This is a genomic window from Stenotrophomonas sp. YJH_SMC_10 (genome assembly GCF_059371555.1).
Genome location: NZ_JCAFUS010000010.1, coordinates 46,579 through 66,163 on the forward strand (window position 1 = coordinate 46,579; position 19,585 = coordinate 66,163).

A 19,585-nucleotide genomic window follows, 5' to 3' on the forward strand; every position below is an offset into this window, starting at 1 on the left:
TCGACCCGCAGCAATACCTCCCGGTGCGTTGATCGCCGGATGCGCAAGCGCCGGGCCACGCCCGGCGTCCTCGCCTGGTGGCGTCGGGCCGGGCGAGGCGCGCGTTTGAGAGACGTATCTCAATCTTCCCGATGGGCGCGGAACGCGGCATGCTGCTGCGCACCCAGCCAACCCGGTGCCGTATGAGCCGCTTCGCCGTCTTCCTGCCGCTGTTCATCGTCGCGCCGCTGTCCGCCGCCAGCACCGATCCGCGCGAGGTGGTTATCCGCCTGTACGCTGTCGTCCAGGCGCCAGCGTCGGACGACGCGGCCATTGCGCCGCTGCTGGGCGATGCCCTGCGCTCAGCGGTCGAGGCGCAGCGCGCTTACGAGCGGGCATGTACCACACTGGCTGCGCCTGACGAGAAGCCGCACATGCTCGACCAGAGTCCCTACCTGATGGCGCCGGATCGACCGCAGACGGTGAGCGTGGGAATGCCCGGATCCACCGGCAACGCCACGTGGGTCCCGGTCGATCTGGCGGTGGGTGACTATCGCTGGACCGACCGGGTCCTGCTGCAGCGGCAGGGCCAGGACTGGCAGGTCATGGAGATCCGCTGGGGGCAGGGCGGCAACCTGATCGGTCGGCTGCAGGCGTTCTCCGCGTTCCGCTGCACGCCTTCGCGCAGCTAGCGCCGGGCGGCACCCGGCGCCTCGAATTCAGCCTTCCAGGATGAAGGCGGCGGCGACCTTGCGGCCTTCGCCGGCCAGGATGTTGAAGGTGCGCGCGGCGGCCGGATTGTTCATCACCTCCAGGCCGATGCCACGCGACAGGCAGGCGGCCATCACCACCGCAGGCGGGAACACCTGACGGTCACCCGTGCCCAGCACGATCAGCGCCGGGTTCAGCGCCAGGATCGGCTCCAGGTCCGCCAGCTGCAGCGCGGCGGCACTTGCCACCGGCCAGTGCGTGACCAGTTGGTCCGGGGTGAGGAAGAAACTGCCGCCCAGCACCTGGTCATTCACCTTGGCCGAGCGGCCATCGGCGGCGCGCAGGCTGTAGGCGTAATCCGGCGGTTCGTGGTTCAGCTGCATGACGGTGGGACGATCAGCCGCGCGGCAGCACGATCTGACGCTGTTCCTTGCTCGGGCGGTACAGCACCGCGACGTGGCCGATGCGCTGCACCAGTGCGCTCCCGGTGGCTTCGACGATCTCGCCGATCATCGCGTCACGGGCGTCGCGATCCTCTGCGGCGACCTTCACCTTGACCAGTTCGTGGCGCTCCAGCACTTCGTTCAGCTCCGCGATGAAGGCCGGGGTCACACCCTTGCCGCCGGTCTGCAGCAGGGCCTTCAGGTCGTGGGCTTGGCCGCGCAGGAAACGGGTCTGGGAGGCGGTCAGGGCGATGGACATGCAGGAAAACACGGTTGAATGGGGCGATCAGGGTATCATGAGGACCCCATCAGCCCCTATTTTCAATGGCTACCCGCAGCAAAAGCAGCCAGCGCTGGCTCAAGGAACACTTCTCCGACCCCTTCGTGAAGAAGGCGCAGGCCGAGGGCATGCGCTCGCGCGCCGCCTACAAGCTCGAGGAGCTGCTCGAACGTGACCGCCTGCTGAAGCCGCACATGGTGGTGGTCGACCTTGGCGCGGCCCCCGGCGGCTGGTCTCAGCAGGTTCGGAGACAGATCGGCGACACCGGTCGCGTGCTGGCGCTGGACATCCTGGACATGCCGCCGCTGGCCGGCGTGGAGTTCCTTCATGGTGACTTCAGGGAAGAAGCCGTCCTATCACAGTTTGAAGCCATGCTCGGGGACCAGCCGGTAGACCTTGTGCTGTCGGACATGGCCCCCAATAAGAGTGGTGTGGGCGCGGTCGACCAGCCGCGGATGATGCACCTGGCGGAGCTGGCCCTGGATTTTGCCGACAACCACCTCAAGACCGGTGGGGCATTCCTGATCAAGCTGTTCCAGGGTGAGGGCTTTGACGACTACGTGCGCGACATGCGCCGCCGGTACGAAAAGGTCTCCATCCGCAAGCCGGAAGCCTCGCGCAAGCGCTCCCCCGAGGTGTATGCCTTGGGTCAGGGAAAACGCGCCCACATGAAGTAAGCTCGCACTGTACGCAAGTTCGACCCCCACGCAACGCCAGCACTGAGAGGAACACCGGAGCCAATGAGGATGAACGACTTGACCAAGAACCTCCTGCTATGGGTGGTCGTCGCCGTCGTGCTGATGGTGGTCTTCCAGAGCTTCTCGCCCAAGACCTCGGGGGCGGGCGCGCAGGGTGCGTCCTACTCGCAGTTCCTGGACCAGGTGGACAGTGGCAACGTGCAGAAGGTCGCCTTCGGCGGCGACATGCGCGGCGGCACCAGCCAGCTGACCTACACCACCCGCGGTGGGCAGTCGTCCACCATCACCGCGCCGTTCGATCGGGACCTGATCAACGTGCTGCGTACCAAGAACGTGGAAATCGTGCAGGAGGAGCCGTCCAGCGGCATTTCCCTCGGCGCGATCCTGATGAATTTCCTGCCGGTCATCCTGATCATCGGCTTCTGGTTGTTCATCATGCGCCAGATGCAGGGCGGCGGTGGCGGTGCCAAGGGCGCGATGTCCTTCGGCAAGTCGCGCGCCAAGCTGCAGGGCGAGGACCAGATCAAGGTCACCTTCGCCGACGTCGCCGGCTGCGACGAGGCCAAGGAAGAAGTGGGCGAGCTGGTCGACTTCCTGCGCGACCCGTCGAAGTTCACCAAGCTGGGCGGCAAGATTCCGCGCGGCGTGCTGATGGTCGGCCCGCCGGGTACCGGCAAGACGCTGCTGGCCAAGGCCATTGCCGGCGAAGCCAAGGTGCCGTTCTTCTCGATCTCCGGTTCGGACTTCGTGGAAATGTTCGTCGGCGTCGGCGCCAGCCGCGTGCGCGACATGTTCGAGCAGGCCAAGAAGCATGCCCCGTGCATCATCTTCATCGACGAAATCGACGCCGTCGGTCGCCATCGTGGCGCCGGCCTGGGCGGTGGCCATGACGAGCGCGAGCAGACCCTGAACCAGCTGCTGGTCGAAATGGACGGTTTCGAGGGCGGTGAAGGCGTGATCGTGATTGCCGCGACCAACCGTCCGGACGTGCTGGACCCGGCGCTGCTGCGCCCGGGCCGTTTCGACCGCCAGGTCGTGGTCGGCCTGCCGGACGTGAAGGGCCGCGAGCACATCCTGAAGGTCCACATGCGCAAGCTGCCGCTGGCCGACGACGTCGAGCCGATGGTGATCGCGCGGGGTACTCCGGGCTTCTCCGGCGCCGACCTGGCCAACCTCTGCAACGAGGCGGCCCTGTTCGCCGCGCGCGGCAACGAGAAGGAAGTCCGCATGGACCACTTCGACCGTGCCCGCGACAAGATCCTGATGGGTGCCGAGCGCCGCTCGATGGCCATGAGCGAGGACGAGAAGACCCTGACCGCGTACCACGAAGCGGGTCACGCCATCGTCGGCCGCCTGGTGCCCGAGCACGATCCGGTCTACAAGGTCACCATCATTCCGCGCGGCCGTGCGCTGGGCGTGACGATGTACCTGCCGGAAGGCGACAAGTACTCGATGAACCGCGTGGCGATCCAGTCGCAGCTGTGCTCCCTGTACGGCGGCCGTGTCGCCGAAGAGCTGATCTTCGGCGAGGACAAGGTCACTACCGGTGCCTCCAACGACATCGAGCGCGCCACCAAGATGGCCCGCAACATGGTCACCAAGTGGGGCCTGTCGGAGCAGCTCGGCCCGATCGCCTATGGCGAAGAGGATGACGAGGTGTTCCTGGGCCGTTCGGTCACCCAGCACAAGAGCGTGTCCAACGACACGGCGCGCCGGATCGACGAGGAAGTGCGCAACATCCTCGACAAGGCCTATGCCCGCACCACCCAGCTGCTGACCGAGAACATCGACAAGCTGCATGCGATGTCGCAGCTGCTGCTGCAGTACGAGACCATCGACGCACCGCAGATCGACGCCATCATGGAAGGCCGCGATCCGCCGCCGCCGGCGGGCTGGAGCAAGTCGAACAAGGATGGTGGCAACGACAAGGGCGGCGACGCCCGCCCGCTGCCGCCGATCGCAGGCCCGGCCGAATCGCATTGACGGCCCGCTGCACGTAACACCAGACGAGGCCGGGGCAACCCGGCCTTGTCGTTTCGGGGCCTTCGGCCCCTCCCGAACCGAACTGATGCTGGAGCCTGCATGTCCGCCGCGAAGCCCGAACCGATTTCCCACACCGCCGAAATGATCATTGCCACCGTGGTCGGCGTGGGCGTAGGGCTGGGCGCCGACAACCTGCTGCTGGGCTGCGTGGTGGGCATCGCCGTCGGCGTCGTGCTGAGCATCGCCAGGACCCTGTACGTGGATCGCCGGCGCCGGCGGCGTTGACGGCGCCGCGGCAGGGCGCGTTCCCGTCAGCACCGTTGCGCGGTGGGCGGTGATTCCCGCCGCGTGCGCATGATCTCCACCGCGCAACACGACCGCCCCCTGCACGGGTTGGGCCTTGCACGACAGCCCGTTCGCGCGTCACGATGCGCGGCCACGGCCGCCATAGGGGGAGGCCGGGATTACAGGGGAACACCATGAAACTGCTGCTTCCGCTGGCCCTCGCAGGGCTGGCAACCATCGCCGTACCCGCCGCTGCCGCAGACATCCGCACCGCACAGCCGGTTCCTTTCGCGGACTCGGCGATCATCGCCGACGCCATCAGGAACGAGTGCAGCATCGGCACCACGCTGGCGCAGTCGCTGTCCACCCATGCCACCCGTCACGGCAATACCGTCGTGCCCGGCCCGGTGGGTGCCGAGAGCGGCAACGGACGTTCACTGAAGCTTGAGCTGGTTGAAGCGCAGAGCGCAGGCAACGCCTTCGTCGGCCACTTCAAGTCCGCCGCCGTGCGTGGCGTGCTGTTCGAGGATGGCCACCAGGTCGCGACGGTGACCGCACGCCGCGTGTCCCGCGGCGGGGCGTTCGGCGGTTTCAAGGGGTCCTGTGCCGTGCTCGATCGCACCGTCAGCGCCATTGGCGAAGACCTTGCGGGCTGGTTGGCGGCGCCGACGGACAACGCGCGCCTCGGCGATTTCTGAGGGCGCTGTCGTTACCCTCGGATGTCCGTGCCCGCTTCGGTGGCGCGGACATCCCCACCGTGTGTCATTGCCCGGACGGGCGTGCCGCAGCGCCTGCGGCCAAGCGGCAATGCGGGTGCGGGAACAACGGCGCGCATGCGAGGGTCCGGGCCGCGGCTTAAACTACGCCTCGTTGCCCCAGCAGGATTGCCCATGTTCGATACCTCGCCCCAGCTCGATTGCGCCGGCCGCATCCTGCGCCTGGACCGTGCCCGGGTCATGGGCATCGTCAACGTCACCCCCGATTCGTTCTCCGATGGTGGCGCGCACGACACCACCGAGGCTGCGGTCGCGCATGGCCTGAAGCTGGTCGAGGAGGGGGCGGACCTGCTTGATATCGGCGGCGAATCCACCCGCCCGGGCGCCGCGCCGGTCTCGATCGAGGAAGAGCTGCGTCGGGTGATTCCGGTGATCGAGCAGTTGGCTGCGCGCACGCGGGTGCCGATCAGCATCGACACCTTCAAGCCGGAGGTGATGCGCGCGGCCGTGGCCGCTGGCGCCGGCATGATCAACGACATCTTCGCCCTGCGCCAGGACGGCGCGCTGGAGGCGGCCGCCGAAGCCGGTGTGCCGGTGGTGTTGATGCACATGCAGGGCGAGCCGGGCCGCATGCAGGCCGATCCGCAGTACCACGACGTGGTCGCCGAGGTGCACGGTTTCCTGGTGCAGCGCCTGTTCGCCGCGGAAATGGCTGGCATCGCGAAGAAGAACCTGCTGATCGACCTCGGTTTCGGCTTCGGCAAGACCACCGCCCACAACATGACCCTGCTGGCGCGCTCGGAGCGCTTCCTGGAACTGGGCGTACCGGTGCTGGCCGGCCTGTCGCGCAAGCGCAGCCTGGGCGAACTCACTGGCCGCGACACGCCCTCCGAGCGGGTGGCGGCGTCGGTGGCCGCGCACCTGATCGCGGTCCAGCGCGGCGCGCGCATCGTGCGCGTGCATGACGTGGCGGCCACCGTCGACGCGCTGAAGATCTGGCAGGCGGTCGAGGCCGTGCCGACGCCGCGTGCCGATGCCGCGCCGACGATCCGCTGGCCGGACGAAGACTGATGGCCATCGACCGGCGTCCGTTGGCGATCGCCGTCATGGGCCCCACCGCCAGCGGCAAGACCGCCACGGCGATCGCCCTGGCGCAGCAGCTGGATGGCGAGATCGTGAGCGTCGATTCGGCGCTGGTGTACCGCCACCTGGACATCGGCTCGGCCAAGCCCGATGCGGCCGAGCGCGCGCAGGCGCCGCACCATCTGCTGGACGTGCGCGATCCCTGGCAGGCGTATTCGGCGGCCGAATTCGCCGCCGATGCCGGCCGGGCCGTGGCCGACATCGTGGCGCGCGGCAAGCTGCCGATCCTGGCCGGTGGCACCGGGCTGTACTTCCGTGCACTGCTGCAGGGCCTGTCACCGATGCCGGAGGCCGATCCGGGGGTGCGAGCGGTGCTGGCCGCCGAAGCCGCCGAGCGCGGCTGGGCGGCACTGCATGCAGAGCTGGCCAGGGTCGATCCCGCCGCGGCCGCGCGCATCCATGCCACCGACCCGCAACGCATCCAGCGCGCGCTGGAGGTCTTTCGCCTGACCGGCGTCCCCATCACTGAATGGCAGCGCCGGCCTGGCGTGGCGCCGCTGCCGGTGCGCACCCTCAAGCTGATCCTGGCCCCGCGTGACCGCGCGGTGCTGCACCAGCGCATCGAGGCGCGCTTCGACGCCATGCTGGCGCAGGGCTTTCTCGACGAGGTGCGGGCGTTGCGCGCCATGCCGGAAATGGCCGCAATGGAGGCGCCGCTGGACCTGCCGGCCGTGCGCGCGGTCGGCTATCGCCAGGCGTGGGAGTACCTGGACGGGGAGGGCGATGCCGCCCGTTTCCGTGACAAAGCGATCTTCGCCACCCGCCAGCTGGCCAAGCGCCAGCTGACCTGGCTGCGCGGGGAGCTTGATGCGCGCTGGTTCGACCCCCATATCGACCACGAGCGCCTGGCTGGCGCGGTGTCGACCTTCGTCGCACGCTGAACCGACGCCAGCCGTGTAACATCGTCGGTCGGCGGGCGGCTCGGGGGCCGTGGCAACCGTCGGCAACCCAATAAGAACAATAATCAGGAGTGTGCAATGTCCAAGGGGCAATCGCTGCAGGATCCTTTCTTGAACGCACTGCGGCGCGAACGCGTGCCGGTTTCGGTGTACCTGGTGAACGGCATCAAGCTGCAGGGCACGATCGAGTCGTTCGACCAGTTCGTGGTCCTGCTGCGCAACACGGTCAGTCAGATGGTCTACAAGCACGCCATTTCCACGGTGGTCCCGGCACGCAATGTGAAGGTCGGCCCGGGTGGTGGTTACGTGCAGTCCGGTGAAGGTGGTCAGGCAGGTGATGAAGCAGACGAGTAATACCGGAGCGGTGAATGTTTGACCGCTCGAAAAAGGGCGAGCACGCCCTGTTGATCCAGCCCCATTTCGGCAAGCTGGAAGACGATGTGCTGGAAGAATTCGGTGATCTGGCCCGCTCCGCTGGGGCCAGCATCGCCGCGACGATCACTGCGCGCCTGGACCGTCCGAATCCGTCTACCCTGATCGGCAGCGGCAAGCTGGACGAGATCAAGGCCGCGGCCGATGCCAGCGGTGCCGACCTGATCCTGGTCAACCACGCGTTGAGCCCGGGCCAGGAGCGCAACCTTGAGCGCTTCCTCGAGCGCCGGGTGATCGACCGTACCGGCCTGATCCTGGACATTTTCGCCCAGCGTGCGCACAGCCACGAAGGCAAGCTGCAGGTCGAGCTGGCGCAGCTGCGCCACCTGGCCACGCGGCTGGTGCGCGGCTGGACCCACCTGGAGCGCCAGCGCGGCGGTTCGATCGGCCTGCGCGGCCCGGGTGAAACCCAGCTGGAAACCGACCGCCGCCTGCTGCAGAAGCGGGTCGAGCAGCTGCAGAAGCGCCTGGAAAAGGTGGAAGTGCAGCGCACCCAGATGCGCCGTGCGCGTGTGCGCAGCGAGCTGCCGCGCGTGGCCCTGGTGGGCTACACCAACGCCGGCAAGTCGACCCTGTTCAACGCCATGACCGGCGCCGAGGCCTATGCGGCCGATCAGCTCTTCGCCACGCTGGATCCGACCGTGCGCCGCATCGCGGTGCCGGGCGGCAGCGTAGTGCTGGCCGATACCGTCGGCTTCGTCCGCGATCTGCCGCATGATCTGGTCGCCGCGTTCCGCTCGACGCTGTCCGAGGCACGCGAGGCCGATTTCCTGCTGCACGTGGTCGACGCCGCCGATCCGCACCGCGAGGAGCGCATCGCCCAGGTGGACGAGGTGCTGACCGCGGTCGGTGCCGGCGATCTGCCGCAGCTGCTGGTGTTCAACAAGATCGACCGCATCGAAGGTGCCGATGTCCGTCACGATGGCCAGGACGGAATTCCGGACGAGTCGCGCCGTGAACGGGTGTGGATCTCCGCGCGTGACGGGCAGGGCCTGGAGCTGCTGCAGGCGGTGCTGGGCAAGCGGCTGGGCCTGCAGCATGTCACCGGCGAACTACGCCTGCCGCCGGATGCCGGCCGCCTGCGTGCGCGTCTGCATCAGCTGGAAGTGATCCGCAGCGAGCAGGCCGACGAGGACGGCTGGCTGCTGCAGGTTGACCTGCCGGTCGCCGAAGCCGAAAAGCTGGCCGCCAGTGCCGATGGCGGCCCGATCCGGGCGCTGCTGCCGGAAAAACTGCCGGAGTGGTGAGGTAGCGGCCGATGCCGGGGAGTGCCGGCCGCTGGCCGGCAACGCAGCCGTGCCGGAGGGGCGCGACATCCGCCTGTCATCTGCGGTACAAGGGGGTTCTTCGCCCCACCGTCATGCCGATGTCCATCCCCACCGACGCCGATCTCAATGCCCAGTCCGCCGCGCTCGGGCAGCGCCTGCAGCAGGCTTCGCTGCAGCTGGTGACCGCCGAGAGCTGCAGTGGCGGCTGGATCGCCAAGTGCATGACCGACATCGCCGGTTCTTCGGCGTTCTTCGACTGCGGCATGGTGGTCTACAGCTACGAGGCCAAGCAGCGCCTGCTGGGCGTGCGCGCGCAGACGCTGGAGCAGTTCGGCGCGGTCAGTCGCGAAGCCGTGCTGGAGATGGTGTCCGGCGCACTGGTCAACTCCGGCGCCGGCATCGCCGTCGCGGTGACCGGCATCGCCGGCCCTGGCGGTGGCAGCCCGGACAAGCCGGTCGGCAGCGTCTGGATCGGCTGGAAGCGCCGGGGCGGCTACGCCCGCGCCGAGTTGTTCCAGTTCGACGGCGACCGCGAAGCCGTCCGCCGGCAAACCGTAGCGGCGGCATTGCGCGGTATCGACGCCCAGCTGTGACATGCTGCCCCGGTAACCGTCCGGAGCACGCATGATGTGGGAAACGCTGGGCACGGTCCGTGACCTGGGCCGACTGCAGGAAATCGCCGTTGTCCTGATCCGCTACGGCTTCGGCGACGTGGTGCGGCGCATCGGCCTGGCCACCACGCTGGAGCGGGCAGGGCGCCTGCTGCACTGGAACGAGGACCGCCAGGAACTGCTGCGGATGACCGCACCCGTGCGCGTGCGCAGCGCGATGCAGGATCTTGGCCCGACCTTCGTCAAGCTTGGCCAGGTGCTGGCAACGCGCGTCGACCTGTTGCCGCCGGAGTGGATTGCCGAGCTGTCCGAACTGCAGAACGCGGTGCCGGCCCTGCCGTACGCCGAGATCCGCGGGCAGCTCGAAGCCGACCTGGGCGCGTCGCCGGCGGAGGTATTCGCCGTCCTTGATGAAACCCCGATGGCCGCCGCCTCGCTGGCGCAGGCCCATCGCGCCCGGCTGCATGATGGTCGTGAGGTGGTGCTGAAGGTGCGGCGTCCCGGCATCCGCGACGTGGTCGAGGCCGACCTGCGGCTGCTGGCGCGGCTGGCCGAGATCGTCGAGGCCCGGTTGCCGGACCTGCGTCGCTATCGCCCGGCCGAGGTCGTGCAGCAGTTCACCGTATCGCTGCGCCGCGAGCTGGATTTCGCTGCTGAATGCCGCAATGCCGAACGCATCGCGCGCAACTTCAACGGCCGTGACGACATACTGATTCCGAAGGTGCACTGGCAGTGGACCTGCGAGAGCCTGAACGTGCAGGACTTCGTCGAGGGCATTCCCGGCCGCGATCTGGCCGGCGTCGATGCGGCGGGCCTGGATCGGCGCGAACTGGCCCGGCGTGGCGCCGGCATCGTGCTGAAGATGGTGCTGGAGGACGGCAGCTTCCACGCCGATCCGCACCCCGGCAACATCATCTACCTGCGGGACGGCCGCATCGGCGTGATCGACTTCGGCATGGTCGGCGCGCTGTCCGAAGTGCGCCGCTTCCAGGTCGCGCAACTGCTGCACGGTCTGGTCGAGCAGGACCCGCAGGGCGTGGCGGACGTACTGCTGGACTGGGCCGGCGGCGTGGAAGTGGACGAGAACCGCCTGCAGCATGACATCAGCCAGTTCGTCGACCAGTACCGGGGCGTGCCGCTGAAGGACCTGCGCATCGGCCTGATGCTGGGCGACATCACCCAGTTGCTGCGCAGCTACAGCCTGACCCTGCCGGCGGACCTGGCCCTGATGATCAAGGCCTTCCTGACCCTGGAAGGCATGGGCCGGCAGCTGGATCCGGATTTCGACATGGCCAGCGCCGCGCGTCCGTTCCTGGAGCGGGTCGTGCTGCAGCGTTATGCCCCCAGGGCGCTGCTCAAGCGCGGCCGCCGCAGCCTGTTGGGACTGGTCGACTTCGCCGGTGAACTGCCGCGTGACCTGCGCAAGCTGGTCCAGGCGGCGCGCCGTGGTCGCCTCCAGCTGAAGGTGGAGACCACCGCGCTGCAGGGCTTCGGCGAGCAGGTGAACCGAGCCGCGAACCGGCTGGTGGTGGGCGTGATCACGGCCGCGCTGATCATCGGCTCGTCGATCGTGATGCACAGCGTCGGCGGGGTTTCCAGCCGCTGGCTGCTGGCGCTGGGCGTATGCGGATTCATCGGCGCCGGCTTCTGCGGCGTATGGATCCTGTTCTCGATCTGGAGAAGCGGCAAGCACGCCTAGCGTGCTTGCCGCGGAATCGCGCAGCGATTCCCGTAGAGCCGACCGCTGGCCGGCTGCCTTTGCTTTTGCTTTTGCCGCCCGGCCAGGTGTTCGCGCGCTCGCCGAGCATGCCCCGGCACTTGCAGATCCGAACGTTAGTAGTAATACTACTAACCATGGACCTGACCGACACCCAGCAGGCGATCCTGCAGTTGATCGCCGAGCGTATCGAGAGCGATGGCGCACCGCCGTCGCAGACTGAAATCGCACGTGCGTTCGGCTTCAAGGGCGTGCGCGCGGCCCAGTACCACCTGGAAGCCCTGGAGCAGGCCGGTGCGATCCGTCGCATCCCCGGCCAGGCCCGCGGCATCCGCCTGGTGCAGGCACCGCCGGTGGAGACGCTGGCCGAGCCGGGCCTGCCTGACAGTGTGCTGCGCCTGCCGGTGCTGGGCCGGGTCGCGGCCGGCCTGCCGATCGGCGCGGATATCGGTTCGGACGATTTCGTGGTGCTGGACCGGGTGTTCTTCTCGCCGGCGCCGGACTACCTGCTGAAGGTGCAGGGCGATTCGATGATCGACGAGGGCATCTTCGACGGCGACCTGATCGGCGTGCACCGCACCCGCGACGCCCATTCCGGGCAGATCGTGGTGGCCCGCATCGATGACGAGATCACCGTCAAGCTGCTGAAGATCGCCAAGGACCGCATCCGCCTGCTGCCGCGCAACCCCGACTACAAGCCGATCGAGGTGCTGCCCGACCAGGACTTCGCAATCGAGGGCCTCTATTGCGGCCTGCTTCGGCCCAACCGTTGACCTGTTCCATAGCGCATTACCCGCGGTCTTTTGTGGCGATTCTCTGGTTCCACTGAGGTTGGTACGGATGTCCGATAATTCTTTTCAGAGCGCCGGGCAGAATCTCAGCCTGTGCGATACGTCCGACTTAAAGTGAACCCATGGCAAAGAAGACCCCCAAAGACAGCACCCCCAACGACATGACCTCTGCAAGGACCAATACGATGGACGAGAACAAGAAGCGCGCCTTGGCTGCTGCTCTGGGCCAGATCGAGAAGCAGTTCGGCAAAGGCTCGGTGATGCGCATGGGCGACCGCGTGGTCGAGCCCGTCGAGGCCATCCCGACCGGTTCGCTGATGCTCGACATCGCACTGGGCATTGGCGGTCTGCCGAAGGGCCGTGTCGTCGAAATCTACGGGCCGGAATCCTCGGGCAAGACCACCCTGACCCTGCAGGCCATCGCCGAATGCCAGAAGATGGGCGGCACTGCGGCCTTCATCGATGCCGAGCACGCGCTGGACCCGATCTACGCCGCCAAGCTGGGCGTGAACGTGGACGACCTGCTGCTGTCGCAGCCGGATACCGGTGAGCAGGCGCTGGAAATCGCTGACATGCTGGTGCGTTCGGGTTCGGTCGACATCCTGGTGATCGACTCGGTTGCCGCGCTGACGCCGAAGGCCGAAATCGAAGGCGAGATGGGCGACCAGCTGCCGGGCCTTCAGGCCCGTCTGATGAGCCAGGCGCTGCGCAAGCTGACCGGCAACATCAAGCGCTCCAACACGCTGGTGATCTTCATCAACCAGTTGCGCATGAAGATCGGTGTGATGATGCCGGGGCAGAGCCCGGAAACCACCACCGGCGGCAACGCGCTGAAGTTCTACGCCTCGGTCCGCCTGGACATCCGCCGCATCGGCGCGATCAAGAAGGGTGACGAGATCATCGGCAACCAGACCAAGATCAAGGTCGTCAAGAACAAGCTGGCGCCCCCGTTCAAGCAGGTCATCACCGAGATCCTGTATGGCGAGGGCATCAGCCGCGAAGGCGAGCTGATCGACATGGGCGTGGATGCCAAGCTGGTCGAGAAGGCCGGTGCCTGGTACAGCTACGGTGAAGAGCGCATCGGCCAGGGCAAGGATAATGCCCGTGGCTACCTGCGCGACAACCCGACCGTTGCCGCAAAGCTCGAGGCCGAGCTTCGCGAGAAGTTCCAGCCGGCCGAAGCGGCCCGCGAGGAAGGCGACGACGAAGGCGACGACGAGTAAGGCTTGCTGTGGGGCAGGGCGGCGCCGTCAGTGACGTCGCCCTGTCCCGCAGGTTCGAATCGCCCAGGGACGGGCACGGCGCCACGGATGGCGCCACCCTTGGAGTACCGATGTCCGACGCCGATGACATTCCCACCGGCCGCAAGCGCCGGCCGCGCGAGCAGACGCCCGTGCAACGCGCGCTGGGCCTGCTGGTCCGCCGCGAGCATTCGCGCAAGGAACTCACCCGCAAGCTGACCGCCCGCGGCATCGAAGACGAAGCCGCGCAGGCCGCTGTCGCCAAACTGACCGAAGCCGGTTGGCAGGACGACACCCGTTTCGCCGAGAACCTGGTGAGGATGCGCGCCAACACCGGTTATGGGCCGATCCATATCCGTGCCGAGCTGGGCACCCACGGCCTGGACAGTGGCGCGATTGCCGCAGCGATGGACAGCTATGAGGGCGACTGGCAGGAAAACGCCCGCGACCTGGTGCGTCGGCGCTTCGGCGAGGCGGGTCCGCAGGACCTGGCGCAGCGGCGCAAGGCCGCTGATCTGCTGGCCCGGCGGGGCTTCGACGGCGACAGCATCCGCCGTGCGACCCGCTATGACCCGGATGACTGAGACTGGCGGCGCCGGGCCTGATACCCTTTAGGTTTTCGGCGGTCCCTCGCGACCCTGGCCAACGCGGCCGGTGGTCCGGGCCCGCCGGCCCGCAGACTGCCAGCCCCCAATGAACGCATCCGCCAAATTCACGACCTCCCAGATCCGCAGCGACTTCCTTGAATTCTTCAAGGGCAAAGGCCACACCATCGTGCCGTCGGCGCCGCTGGTGCCGGGCAACGATCCGACCCTGCTGTTCACCAACTCCGGCATGGTGCAGTTCAAGGACGTGTTTCTGGGCGCGGAAAAGCGCAGCTACGTGCGTGCGGCCGACGTCCAGCGCTGCCTGCGCGCGGGCGGCAAGCACAACGACCTCGACCAGGTCGGCTACACCGCCCGCCACCACACCTTCTTCGAGATGCTGGGCAACTGGTCGTTCGGCGACTACTTCAAGAAGGACGCGATCGCCTGGGCCTGGGAGCTGCTGACCCAGGTCTGGAAACTGCCGGCCGAGCGCCTGCTGGTCACCGTGTACCAGACCGACGACGAAGCCTACGCGCTGTGGCGCGACATGGTCGGTGTGCCGGAAGAGCGCATCGTGCGCATCGGCGACAACAAGGGTGCACCGTTCGCCTCGGACAACTTCTGGCAGATGGCCGACACCGGCCCGTGCGGCCCGTGCACCGAGATCTTCTACGACCACGGCGACCACATCGCCGGCGGTCCTCCGGGCTCCCCGGATGAAGACGGCGATCGCTTCATCGAGATCTGGAACCTGGTGTTCATGCAGTTCGACCGCCAGCCGGACGGCTCCCTGGTGCCGCTGCCGGCGCCGTGCGTGGACACCGGCATGGGCCTGGAGCGCCTGGCGGCGATCCTGCAGCACGTGCACACCAACTACGAGATCGACCTGTTCCAGGCGCTGATCCGCAAGGCCGCCGAGCTGACCGGCACCGCCGACCTGGAGAACAAGTCGCTGCGCGTGATCGCCGATCACATCCGCGCCTGCTCGTTCCTGATCGTCGACGGCGTGCTGCCGTCCAACGAAGGCCGTGGCTACGTGCTGCGCCGTATCATCCGCCGCGCCCTGCGCCACGGCTGGATGCTGGGCGTGCGCCAGCCGTTCTTCAGCAAGCTGGTGCCAACCCTGGTCGAGCAGATGGGCGAGGCCTATCCGGAACTGCCGGCGGCGGTGGACACCGTCACCCGTGCGCTGCAGGCCGAGGAAGAACGTTTTGCCGAAACCCTCGATGCCGGCATGAAGATCTTCGAGGACGTGGCCGGCAAGGCCAGCAACGGCGTGATCCCGGGCGTTGACGCCTTCCGCCTGTACGACACCTACGGTTTCCCGCTCGACCTGACCCAGGACATCGCCCGCGAGCGCGACCTGACCGTCGACATCGCCGGCTTCGATGCCGCGATGGAGCAGCAGCGCGAAACCGCCCGTGCGGCCGGCAAGTTCGGCGGCGGCGTCAGCCTGCCTGCCGAGCTGGTGGCGACGCTCAGCCCGACCCGCTTCCTCGGCTATGACCGCCTGCAGGCCGACGGCCTGACCGTACTGGCCCTGCTCAAGGACGGCCGTCCGGTGCAGTCGGCCGCGGCCGGGGACGCGGTCATCGTCATCACCGACCAGACGCCGTTCTATGCCGAGTCCGGCGGCCAGGTCGGCGACACGGGCGTGCTTGCCGGCAACGGCGTGCGCCTGGCAGTGGAAGACACCCAGAAGTTCGCCGGCCAGTTCCATGGCCATGTCGGCACCCTGTCCGAAGGCGGCCTGAAGGTCGGCGACGTGCTCGCCGGCCAGGTCGATGGCGAGCGCCGCGGCGCCACCATCCTCAACCACTCGGCAACGCACCTGCTGCATGCCGCCCTGCGCGAAGTGCTGGGCACCCACGTGCAGCAGAAGGGCTCGCTGGTCGCTCCGGACCGCCTGCGTTTCGACTTCTCGCACTTCCAGCCGATCAGCGCGGAAGAACTGGCACTGATCGAGCGCAAGGTCAACCAGCAGGTACGCGCCAACAACGCGGCCGAAGTCCACACCATGGGCATGCAGGAAGCGCTGGACTTCGGCGCGATGGCCCTGTTCGGCGAGAAGTATGGCGAGCACGTGCGCGTGCTGAAGATGGGTGACTACTCCACCGAGCTGTGCGGTGGTACCCACGTCAACCGTACCGGCGACATCGGCCTGTTCAAGATCACCTCCGAGGGCGGTGTCTCGGCCGGCGTGCGCCGTATCGAGGCGGTCACCGGCCAGGGCGCCCTGGATTACGTGGACGCCGAGGAGGCCCGCCTGGCCGAAGCCGCCGAACTGCTCGGTGGCAGCGCCGCCGACGTGGTCGAGAAGATCCGTGCCCTCGGCCAGCGCCAGAAGCAGTTGGAGCGCGAACTGGAGGCGGTGAAGGCCAAGGTCGCCGCCGGCGCTACCGCCGACCTGTCCGGCCAGGCGGTCGAGGTTGCCGGTGTGAAGGTGCTGGCCGCCCGCCTGGAAGGCTTTGACGCCAAGGCCCTGCGCGATGCCATGGACCGCCTGAAGCAGCAGCTGGGCGACGCGGTGATCGTCCTGGCCGGCGCCCAGGACGGCAAGGCGGCCCTGGTGGCCGGCGTGAACGGCAGCGCAATGGGCAAGGTCAAGGCCGGGGAACTGTTGTCCCACATTGCCAGTCAGATCGGGGGCAAGGGCGGCGGACGCCCGGACCTCGCCCAGGGTGGTGGTGAGGACGGGCCCGCCCTTGCCACTGCGCTGGCTGCAGTCGTCGAATGGGTCAGCCCCCGCCTGTGATGAACCCGGCCGTCCCCCTCCTTGTAGGAGCGGGACGGCTGACGGTACCATTGCGAATCTTTTCCCTTTGTCGTGGTAGCGCTTCTTGACGGAGCGTCAAGCCGGTGGGGGATACCCTTCCACACGGTTCCATGGAGACTTACAAAAATGTTGATCCTGACTCGCCGCGTCGGCGAAACCCTGATGATCGGTGACTCGGTGAGCGTCACCGTGCTTGGCGTCAAGGGTAACCAGGTGCGTATCGGCATCACTGCACCGAAGGACGTCGCTGTGCACCGCGAAGAGATCTATCAGCGCATCCAGCGCGGTGACGAAGCCGGTGGCACCGGCAGCGAAAATTCTGCCGAATAACGCTTTACCTTCGCACTCGATTAACGTTATGATTCACGCCCCGCTGAGGTGCACCGCACCAGACGCGGAGAAAACCCCGGAGTGATGCCCGAGTGGCCGAAGGGGCTCCCCTGCTAAGGGAGTATAGGGTCAAAAGCTCTATCGAGGGTTCGAATCCCTCTCACTCCGCCAGATACAAAGAAGCGCCTGCAGATCCTCGATCTGCAGGCGTTTTTCTTTATGGCCGGTCTTCAGAGCCGTACCGTCACACCGACCTGGAAACCACGCCCCGGCAACGGCGCGATGTATTTCAGCGGCGAGTTGTGTGGACGCGCTTCCTCATTGAGCAGGTTGCTGCCGTTGACGAACACCTCCATGCCGGCGACGTAACTGTTGCGCACCGGAAGTTCACGGCTGACCTGCAGGTCGACCAGGTTGAATGCATCCAGCGGCACTTCTTCGCTGACGTTGCGGCCGAGGTATTTCTGCGCGCCGTAGTACGTGCTGGAGAGCTGCGCCTTCCAGCCTTGGCGCTGCCACTGCAGGCTGGCACCGTAGCGGTTGGTCGGCATGTTCGGCAGGTACTCGCCATCGTTGTGGGCGCGCAGTGAATCAGGGTGGTCGGCCTTGTTCTTCACCAGGTCGGCGAAGGCGGAGACGTTCAATGTGCCGTATCGACCCAGATCCAGTGCCTGCGATGCGTCGATCTCGAACCCCTTCACCGTGATGTCGGTCTGCTTCCAGTACTTCAACGGAAGGCGGTTGGCGGTCTGCAGGCCGGAGTAGCCAAGGTAGAGATAGTTCTGGTACTTCATCCGGTAGGCGGTGGCCGACAGCTCGAAACCTCCGATGTGGAACAGGCCGGTCAGTTCGAGATTCTTCGCGTGCTCTGGCTCCAGGTTCTGGTTGCCTTCTTCCTGGGTCATCACCGAATAGTGCGCGTTGCTGGCATACAGTTCGTTGATCTCCGGTGCGCGCTGCGAGGACGCGTAGCGCAGCTTGGCGGCGAACAAGGGGCCCAGCTCCACATAGGAACCCAGACTGTAGCTGTTGAGCCGGTAGGCGCGATCCTGCAGTTTCGTGTTGGCGGCATTGCGCGCGGTCCTGAAGCGGCTGGGCTGAAGCGTGTGATCGGTCCGCTCATGGCGTACGCCGGCATCGAACGCGACCCAACCGAAGTCCAGCGTTTCCTTCACGAACACCGCATTGCTGCGGGTGTCGACGTCAGGCAGGTAGCGCTGCGAGCCGCTGCCGGTGACGTCACGCGACTGGTGGCTGAAGCCGAGCAGGCCGCTGAGCGGGCCGATGCGTTGATGGCTGAGCAGCATTTCGGCCTGGGTGCTCTCGAAATCGTAGTCGTTGGCCCTGGTGGCGCCCAGCCGCTCGCCCGAGGTGTTGTCCAGCCTGGAAACGCGGAGTTCCGCACGCTCGAACCACGGCAGCGGATCGCGCAGCAGGGCTTCCAGCGCGTAGCGCTCCTGCCTGATCACCACGCCCACCGGCAGGCCGTCGGCGTAGTTCGAACCGAATGACAGGTTCTGCATCGAAAAGCCCGGCACGCCGTACTCGCTGTCCTTGGCATCGATGCTGACACCGACGTAGCCGCGATCGAAGAACAGGGTCGAGCCGGCGGCCACCTGCGAACTGCGCGCATAGCTGTTGCCCAGCCGGTGATGGTAATCGGGCGTTACATCGTTGTTGATCTGCTTCTGCACATACGACGGCGTGCCAGCGACATAGGCCGGGTTGACCGGGTTGATATAGGTGCGGCGCTGCCAGACCGAGGTCGGGCTGTTGGTGTAGAACGAGAAATCGCCATCGGCCCAGTCAGGATTCTCGGTCATGAACTGGTCGATGTAGGGCTGCGAGGCCTTGTTGTAGATCTGCTGGACGCGTGCCTCCTTCTGGCAGCTGTCGGCCAGCGCCGAGTTGACGCCGCCGGTCGGCGGGAACAGGCGGGTGTTGCAGACGGCGGCCTTGCTGTTGCCGGGGATGTCGTAGTGCGAGATGCGCTGGCGCGAGACCTGCAGGTTGGTCGAGAGGTTGCGCTGGTTGTTGAAGTTCATGCGGAAGCCCTGCGCGTCGGCGGCATTGAAGCCCTTGCGTAGGACCAGTTCCATCGACTGGTCCTTGTCTTCCATGCTGCGCGAGATCAGACCCGAATCGATGTCCACGCTGCCGCCGATCGCATTGCCGCCGTAGCGCACGGTGTCCGAGGACTTGTTGACGGTGACGCTGCGCACGAACAGGGGATCGAACGGAATGTTGATGTCGCCGCTGATCGCGTTCATGCCGAGGATGGACTGGCCGTCCTGCAGGATCTGCACGCGATTGCCGCTGAGGCTGCGGATGACCGGGGCGCCCGCGTTCGGCCCGAAGGCACTGTTCTGCACGCCGGAGACGTGTTCGAGCAGGCCGCCGAGCGTGCGGTTCTGGGCCTGCGGATTGTCGACCGTGACCCGGCTGTCGATGCGCGAGGGCGGGGCGGCCTGGACCTGGAGGGTGGGGAGGGTGGGCGCGTCCGCAGCGTGGGCGGTGTGGACGGCGAACAGAATGGCTGAGGCAAGCAGGTGGCGACGCATGATGCGATCCGTGAAGATAAAGTGAAATGTTATAACGTAACTCTTTGGGTGGACAAGAAGGGGGGGCGGCGCGTGTCGCCCGCGCCTTGCGCGGCCCGCCGATGCCGTGCACGATCCGAGGCGCTGCCCCCGCC

At 67.0% G+C, this 19,585-nt stretch carries 19 protein-coding genes and 1 tRNA gene; 17 read left to right on the plus strand and 3 right to left on the minus strand.

Features of this window, described 5'->3' with window-relative positions:
- Positions 1-182 precede the first annotated feature (182 nt).
- Positions 183-671, plus strand: a complete 489-nt coding sequence (locus AC5P9C_RS13750; RefSeq protein ID WP_343541306.1) for a YqhG/Tai3 family protein — start codon at positions 183-185, stop codon at positions 669-671.
- Positions 672-698: 27 nt separating this feature from the next.
- Here AC5P9C_RS13750 and AC5P9C_RS13755 read toward each other — a convergent pair whose 3' ends face one another.
- Both AC5P9C_RS13755 and yhbY read right to left on the minus strand, forming a co-directional pair.
- Positions 699-1,073, minus strand: coding sequence for an Mth938-like domain-containing protein (locus tag AC5P9C_RS13755; protein WP_014646710.1), 375 nt, complete (start codon positions 1,071-1,073; stop codon positions 699-701).
- A 13-nt stretch (positions 1,074-1,086) separates the two neighbouring features.
- Entirely contained in the window at positions 1,087-1,392 is a 306-nt protein-coding gene (gene yhbY / locus AC5P9C_RS13760; RefSeq protein WP_049469012.1) for a ribosome assembly RNA-binding protein YhbY, read from the minus strand.
- A 65-nt stretch (positions 1,393-1,457) separates the two neighbouring features.
- On the opposite strand from yhbY, the gene rlmE reads away from it, so the two are divergent.
- The 16 genes from rlmE (at position 1,458) to AC5P9C_RS13840 (ending at position 17,061) form a co-directional block, all read left to right on the plus strand.
- Positions 1,458-2,090: a 23S rRNA (uridine(2552)-2'-O)-methyltransferase RlmE gene (rlmE, locus tag AC5P9C_RS13765; protein ID WP_312558548.1), complete on the plus strand. Its 633-nt coding sequence runs from the start codon at positions 1,458-1,460 to the stop codon at positions 2,088-2,090.
- 69 nt (positions 2,091-2,159) lie between these two features.
- Positions 2,160-4,094, plus strand: a complete 1,935-nt coding sequence (ftsH, locus tag AC5P9C_RS13770) for an ATP-dependent zinc metalloprotease FtsH (RefSeq protein WP_049469014.1) — start codon at positions 2,160-2,162, stop codon at positions 4,092-4,094.
- 99 nt (positions 4,095-4,193) lie between these two features.
- Positions 4,194-4,379: a hypothetical protein gene (locus tag AC5P9C_RS13775; protein WP_197639215.1), complete on the plus strand. Its 186-nt coding sequence runs from the start codon at positions 4,194-4,196 to the stop codon at positions 4,377-4,379.
- Positions 4,380-4,573: 194 nt separating this feature from the next.
- Positions 4,574-5,077, plus strand: a complete 504-nt coding sequence (locus tag AC5P9C_RS13780) for a hypothetical protein (RefSeq protein ID WP_053091676.1) — start codon at positions 4,574-4,576, stop codon at positions 5,075-5,077.
- 192 nt (positions 5,078-5,269) lie between these two features.
- Positions 5,270-6,166, plus strand: coding sequence for a dihydropteroate synthase (gene folP, locus AC5P9C_RS13785; RefSeq protein WP_312558546.1), 897 nt, complete (start codon positions 5,270-5,272; stop codon positions 6,164-6,166).
- Positions 6,166-7,119 carry a tRNA (adenosine(37)-N6)-dimethylallyltransferase MiaA gene (gene miaA / locus AC5P9C_RS13790; protein WP_074725911.1) on the plus strand — a complete coding sequence of 318 codons (954 nt, stop codon included), beginning with the start codon at positions 6,166-6,168 and terminating at the stop codon, positions 7,117-7,119. The genes folP and miaA overlap by 1 nt, the downstream gene beginning before the upstream one ends.
- 96 nt (positions 7,120-7,215) lie before the next feature.
- Positions 7,216-7,491: an RNA chaperone Hfq gene (gene hfq, locus AC5P9C_RS13795; protein WP_004152891.1), complete on the plus strand. Its 276-nt coding sequence runs from the start codon at positions 7,216-7,218 to the stop codon at positions 7,489-7,491.
- Positions 7,492-7,505: 14 nt separating this feature from the next.
- The gene (gene hflX / locus AC5P9C_RS13800) at positions 7,506-8,816 is read left to right on the plus strand and encodes a ribosome rescue GTPase HflX (protein WP_329852066.1); all 1,311 of its coding nucleotides are present in this window, start codon (positions 7,506-7,508) and stop codon (positions 8,814-8,816) included.
- Positions 8,817-8,935: 119 nt separating this feature from the next.
- Positions 8,936-9,430, plus strand: a complete 495-nt coding sequence (locus AC5P9C_RS13805) for a CinA family protein (protein WP_053463576.1) — start codon at positions 8,936-8,938, stop codon at positions 9,428-9,430.
- Positions 9,431-9,464: 34 nt separating this feature from the next.
- Entirely contained in the window at positions 9,465-11,147 is a 1,683-nt protein-coding gene (gene ubiB, locus AC5P9C_RS13810; RefSeq protein WP_343543472.1) for a 2-polyprenylphenol 6-hydroxylase, read from the plus strand.
- Positions 11,148-11,302: 155 nt separating this feature from the next.
- A complete protein-coding gene (lexA, locus tag AC5P9C_RS13815) occupies positions 11,303-11,938 on the plus strand; it encodes a transcriptional repressor LexA (RefSeq protein WP_046429914.1) in 636 nt (211 codons plus the stop codon).
- Positions 11,939-12,141: 203 nt separating this feature from the next.
- On the plus strand, positions 12,142-13,179 hold the full coding sequence (gene recA, locus AC5P9C_RS13820; protein WP_049420399.1) for a recombinase RecA: 1,038 nt from the start codon (positions 12,142-12,144) through the stop codon (positions 13,177-13,179).
- A gap of 110 nt (positions 13,180-13,289) precedes the next feature.
- Entirely contained in the window at positions 13,290-13,781 is a 492-nt protein-coding gene (recX, locus tag AC5P9C_RS13825) for a recombination regulator RecX (protein WP_049469023.1), read from the plus strand.
- A gap of 109 nt (positions 13,782-13,890) precedes the next feature.
- On the plus strand, positions 13,891-16,539 hold the full coding sequence (gene alaS, locus AC5P9C_RS13830) for an alanine--tRNA ligase (protein ID WP_150827255.1): 2,649 nt from the start codon (positions 13,891-13,893) through the stop codon (positions 16,537-16,539).
- Between the two features lie 147 nt (positions 16,540-16,686).
- Positions 16,687-16,890, plus strand: a complete 204-nt coding sequence (gene csrA, locus AC5P9C_RS13835) for a carbon storage regulator CsrA (protein ID WP_004152909.1) — start codon at positions 16,687-16,689, stop codon at positions 16,888-16,890.
- Positions 16,891-16,968: 78 nt separating this feature from the next.
- Positions 16,969-17,061 (plus strand) — tRNA-Ser (locus AC5P9C_RS13840).
- Positions 17,062-17,120: 59 nt separating this feature from the next.
- On the opposite strand, the gene AC5P9C_RS13845 is transcribed toward AC5P9C_RS13840, so the two are convergent.
- On the minus strand, positions 17,121-19,451 hold the full coding sequence (locus tag AC5P9C_RS13845; RefSeq protein WP_495205187.1) for a TonB-dependent receptor: 2,331 nt from the start codon (positions 19,449-19,451) through the stop codon (positions 17,121-17,123).
- Between the last annotated feature and the right edge of the window lie 134 nt (positions 19,452-19,585).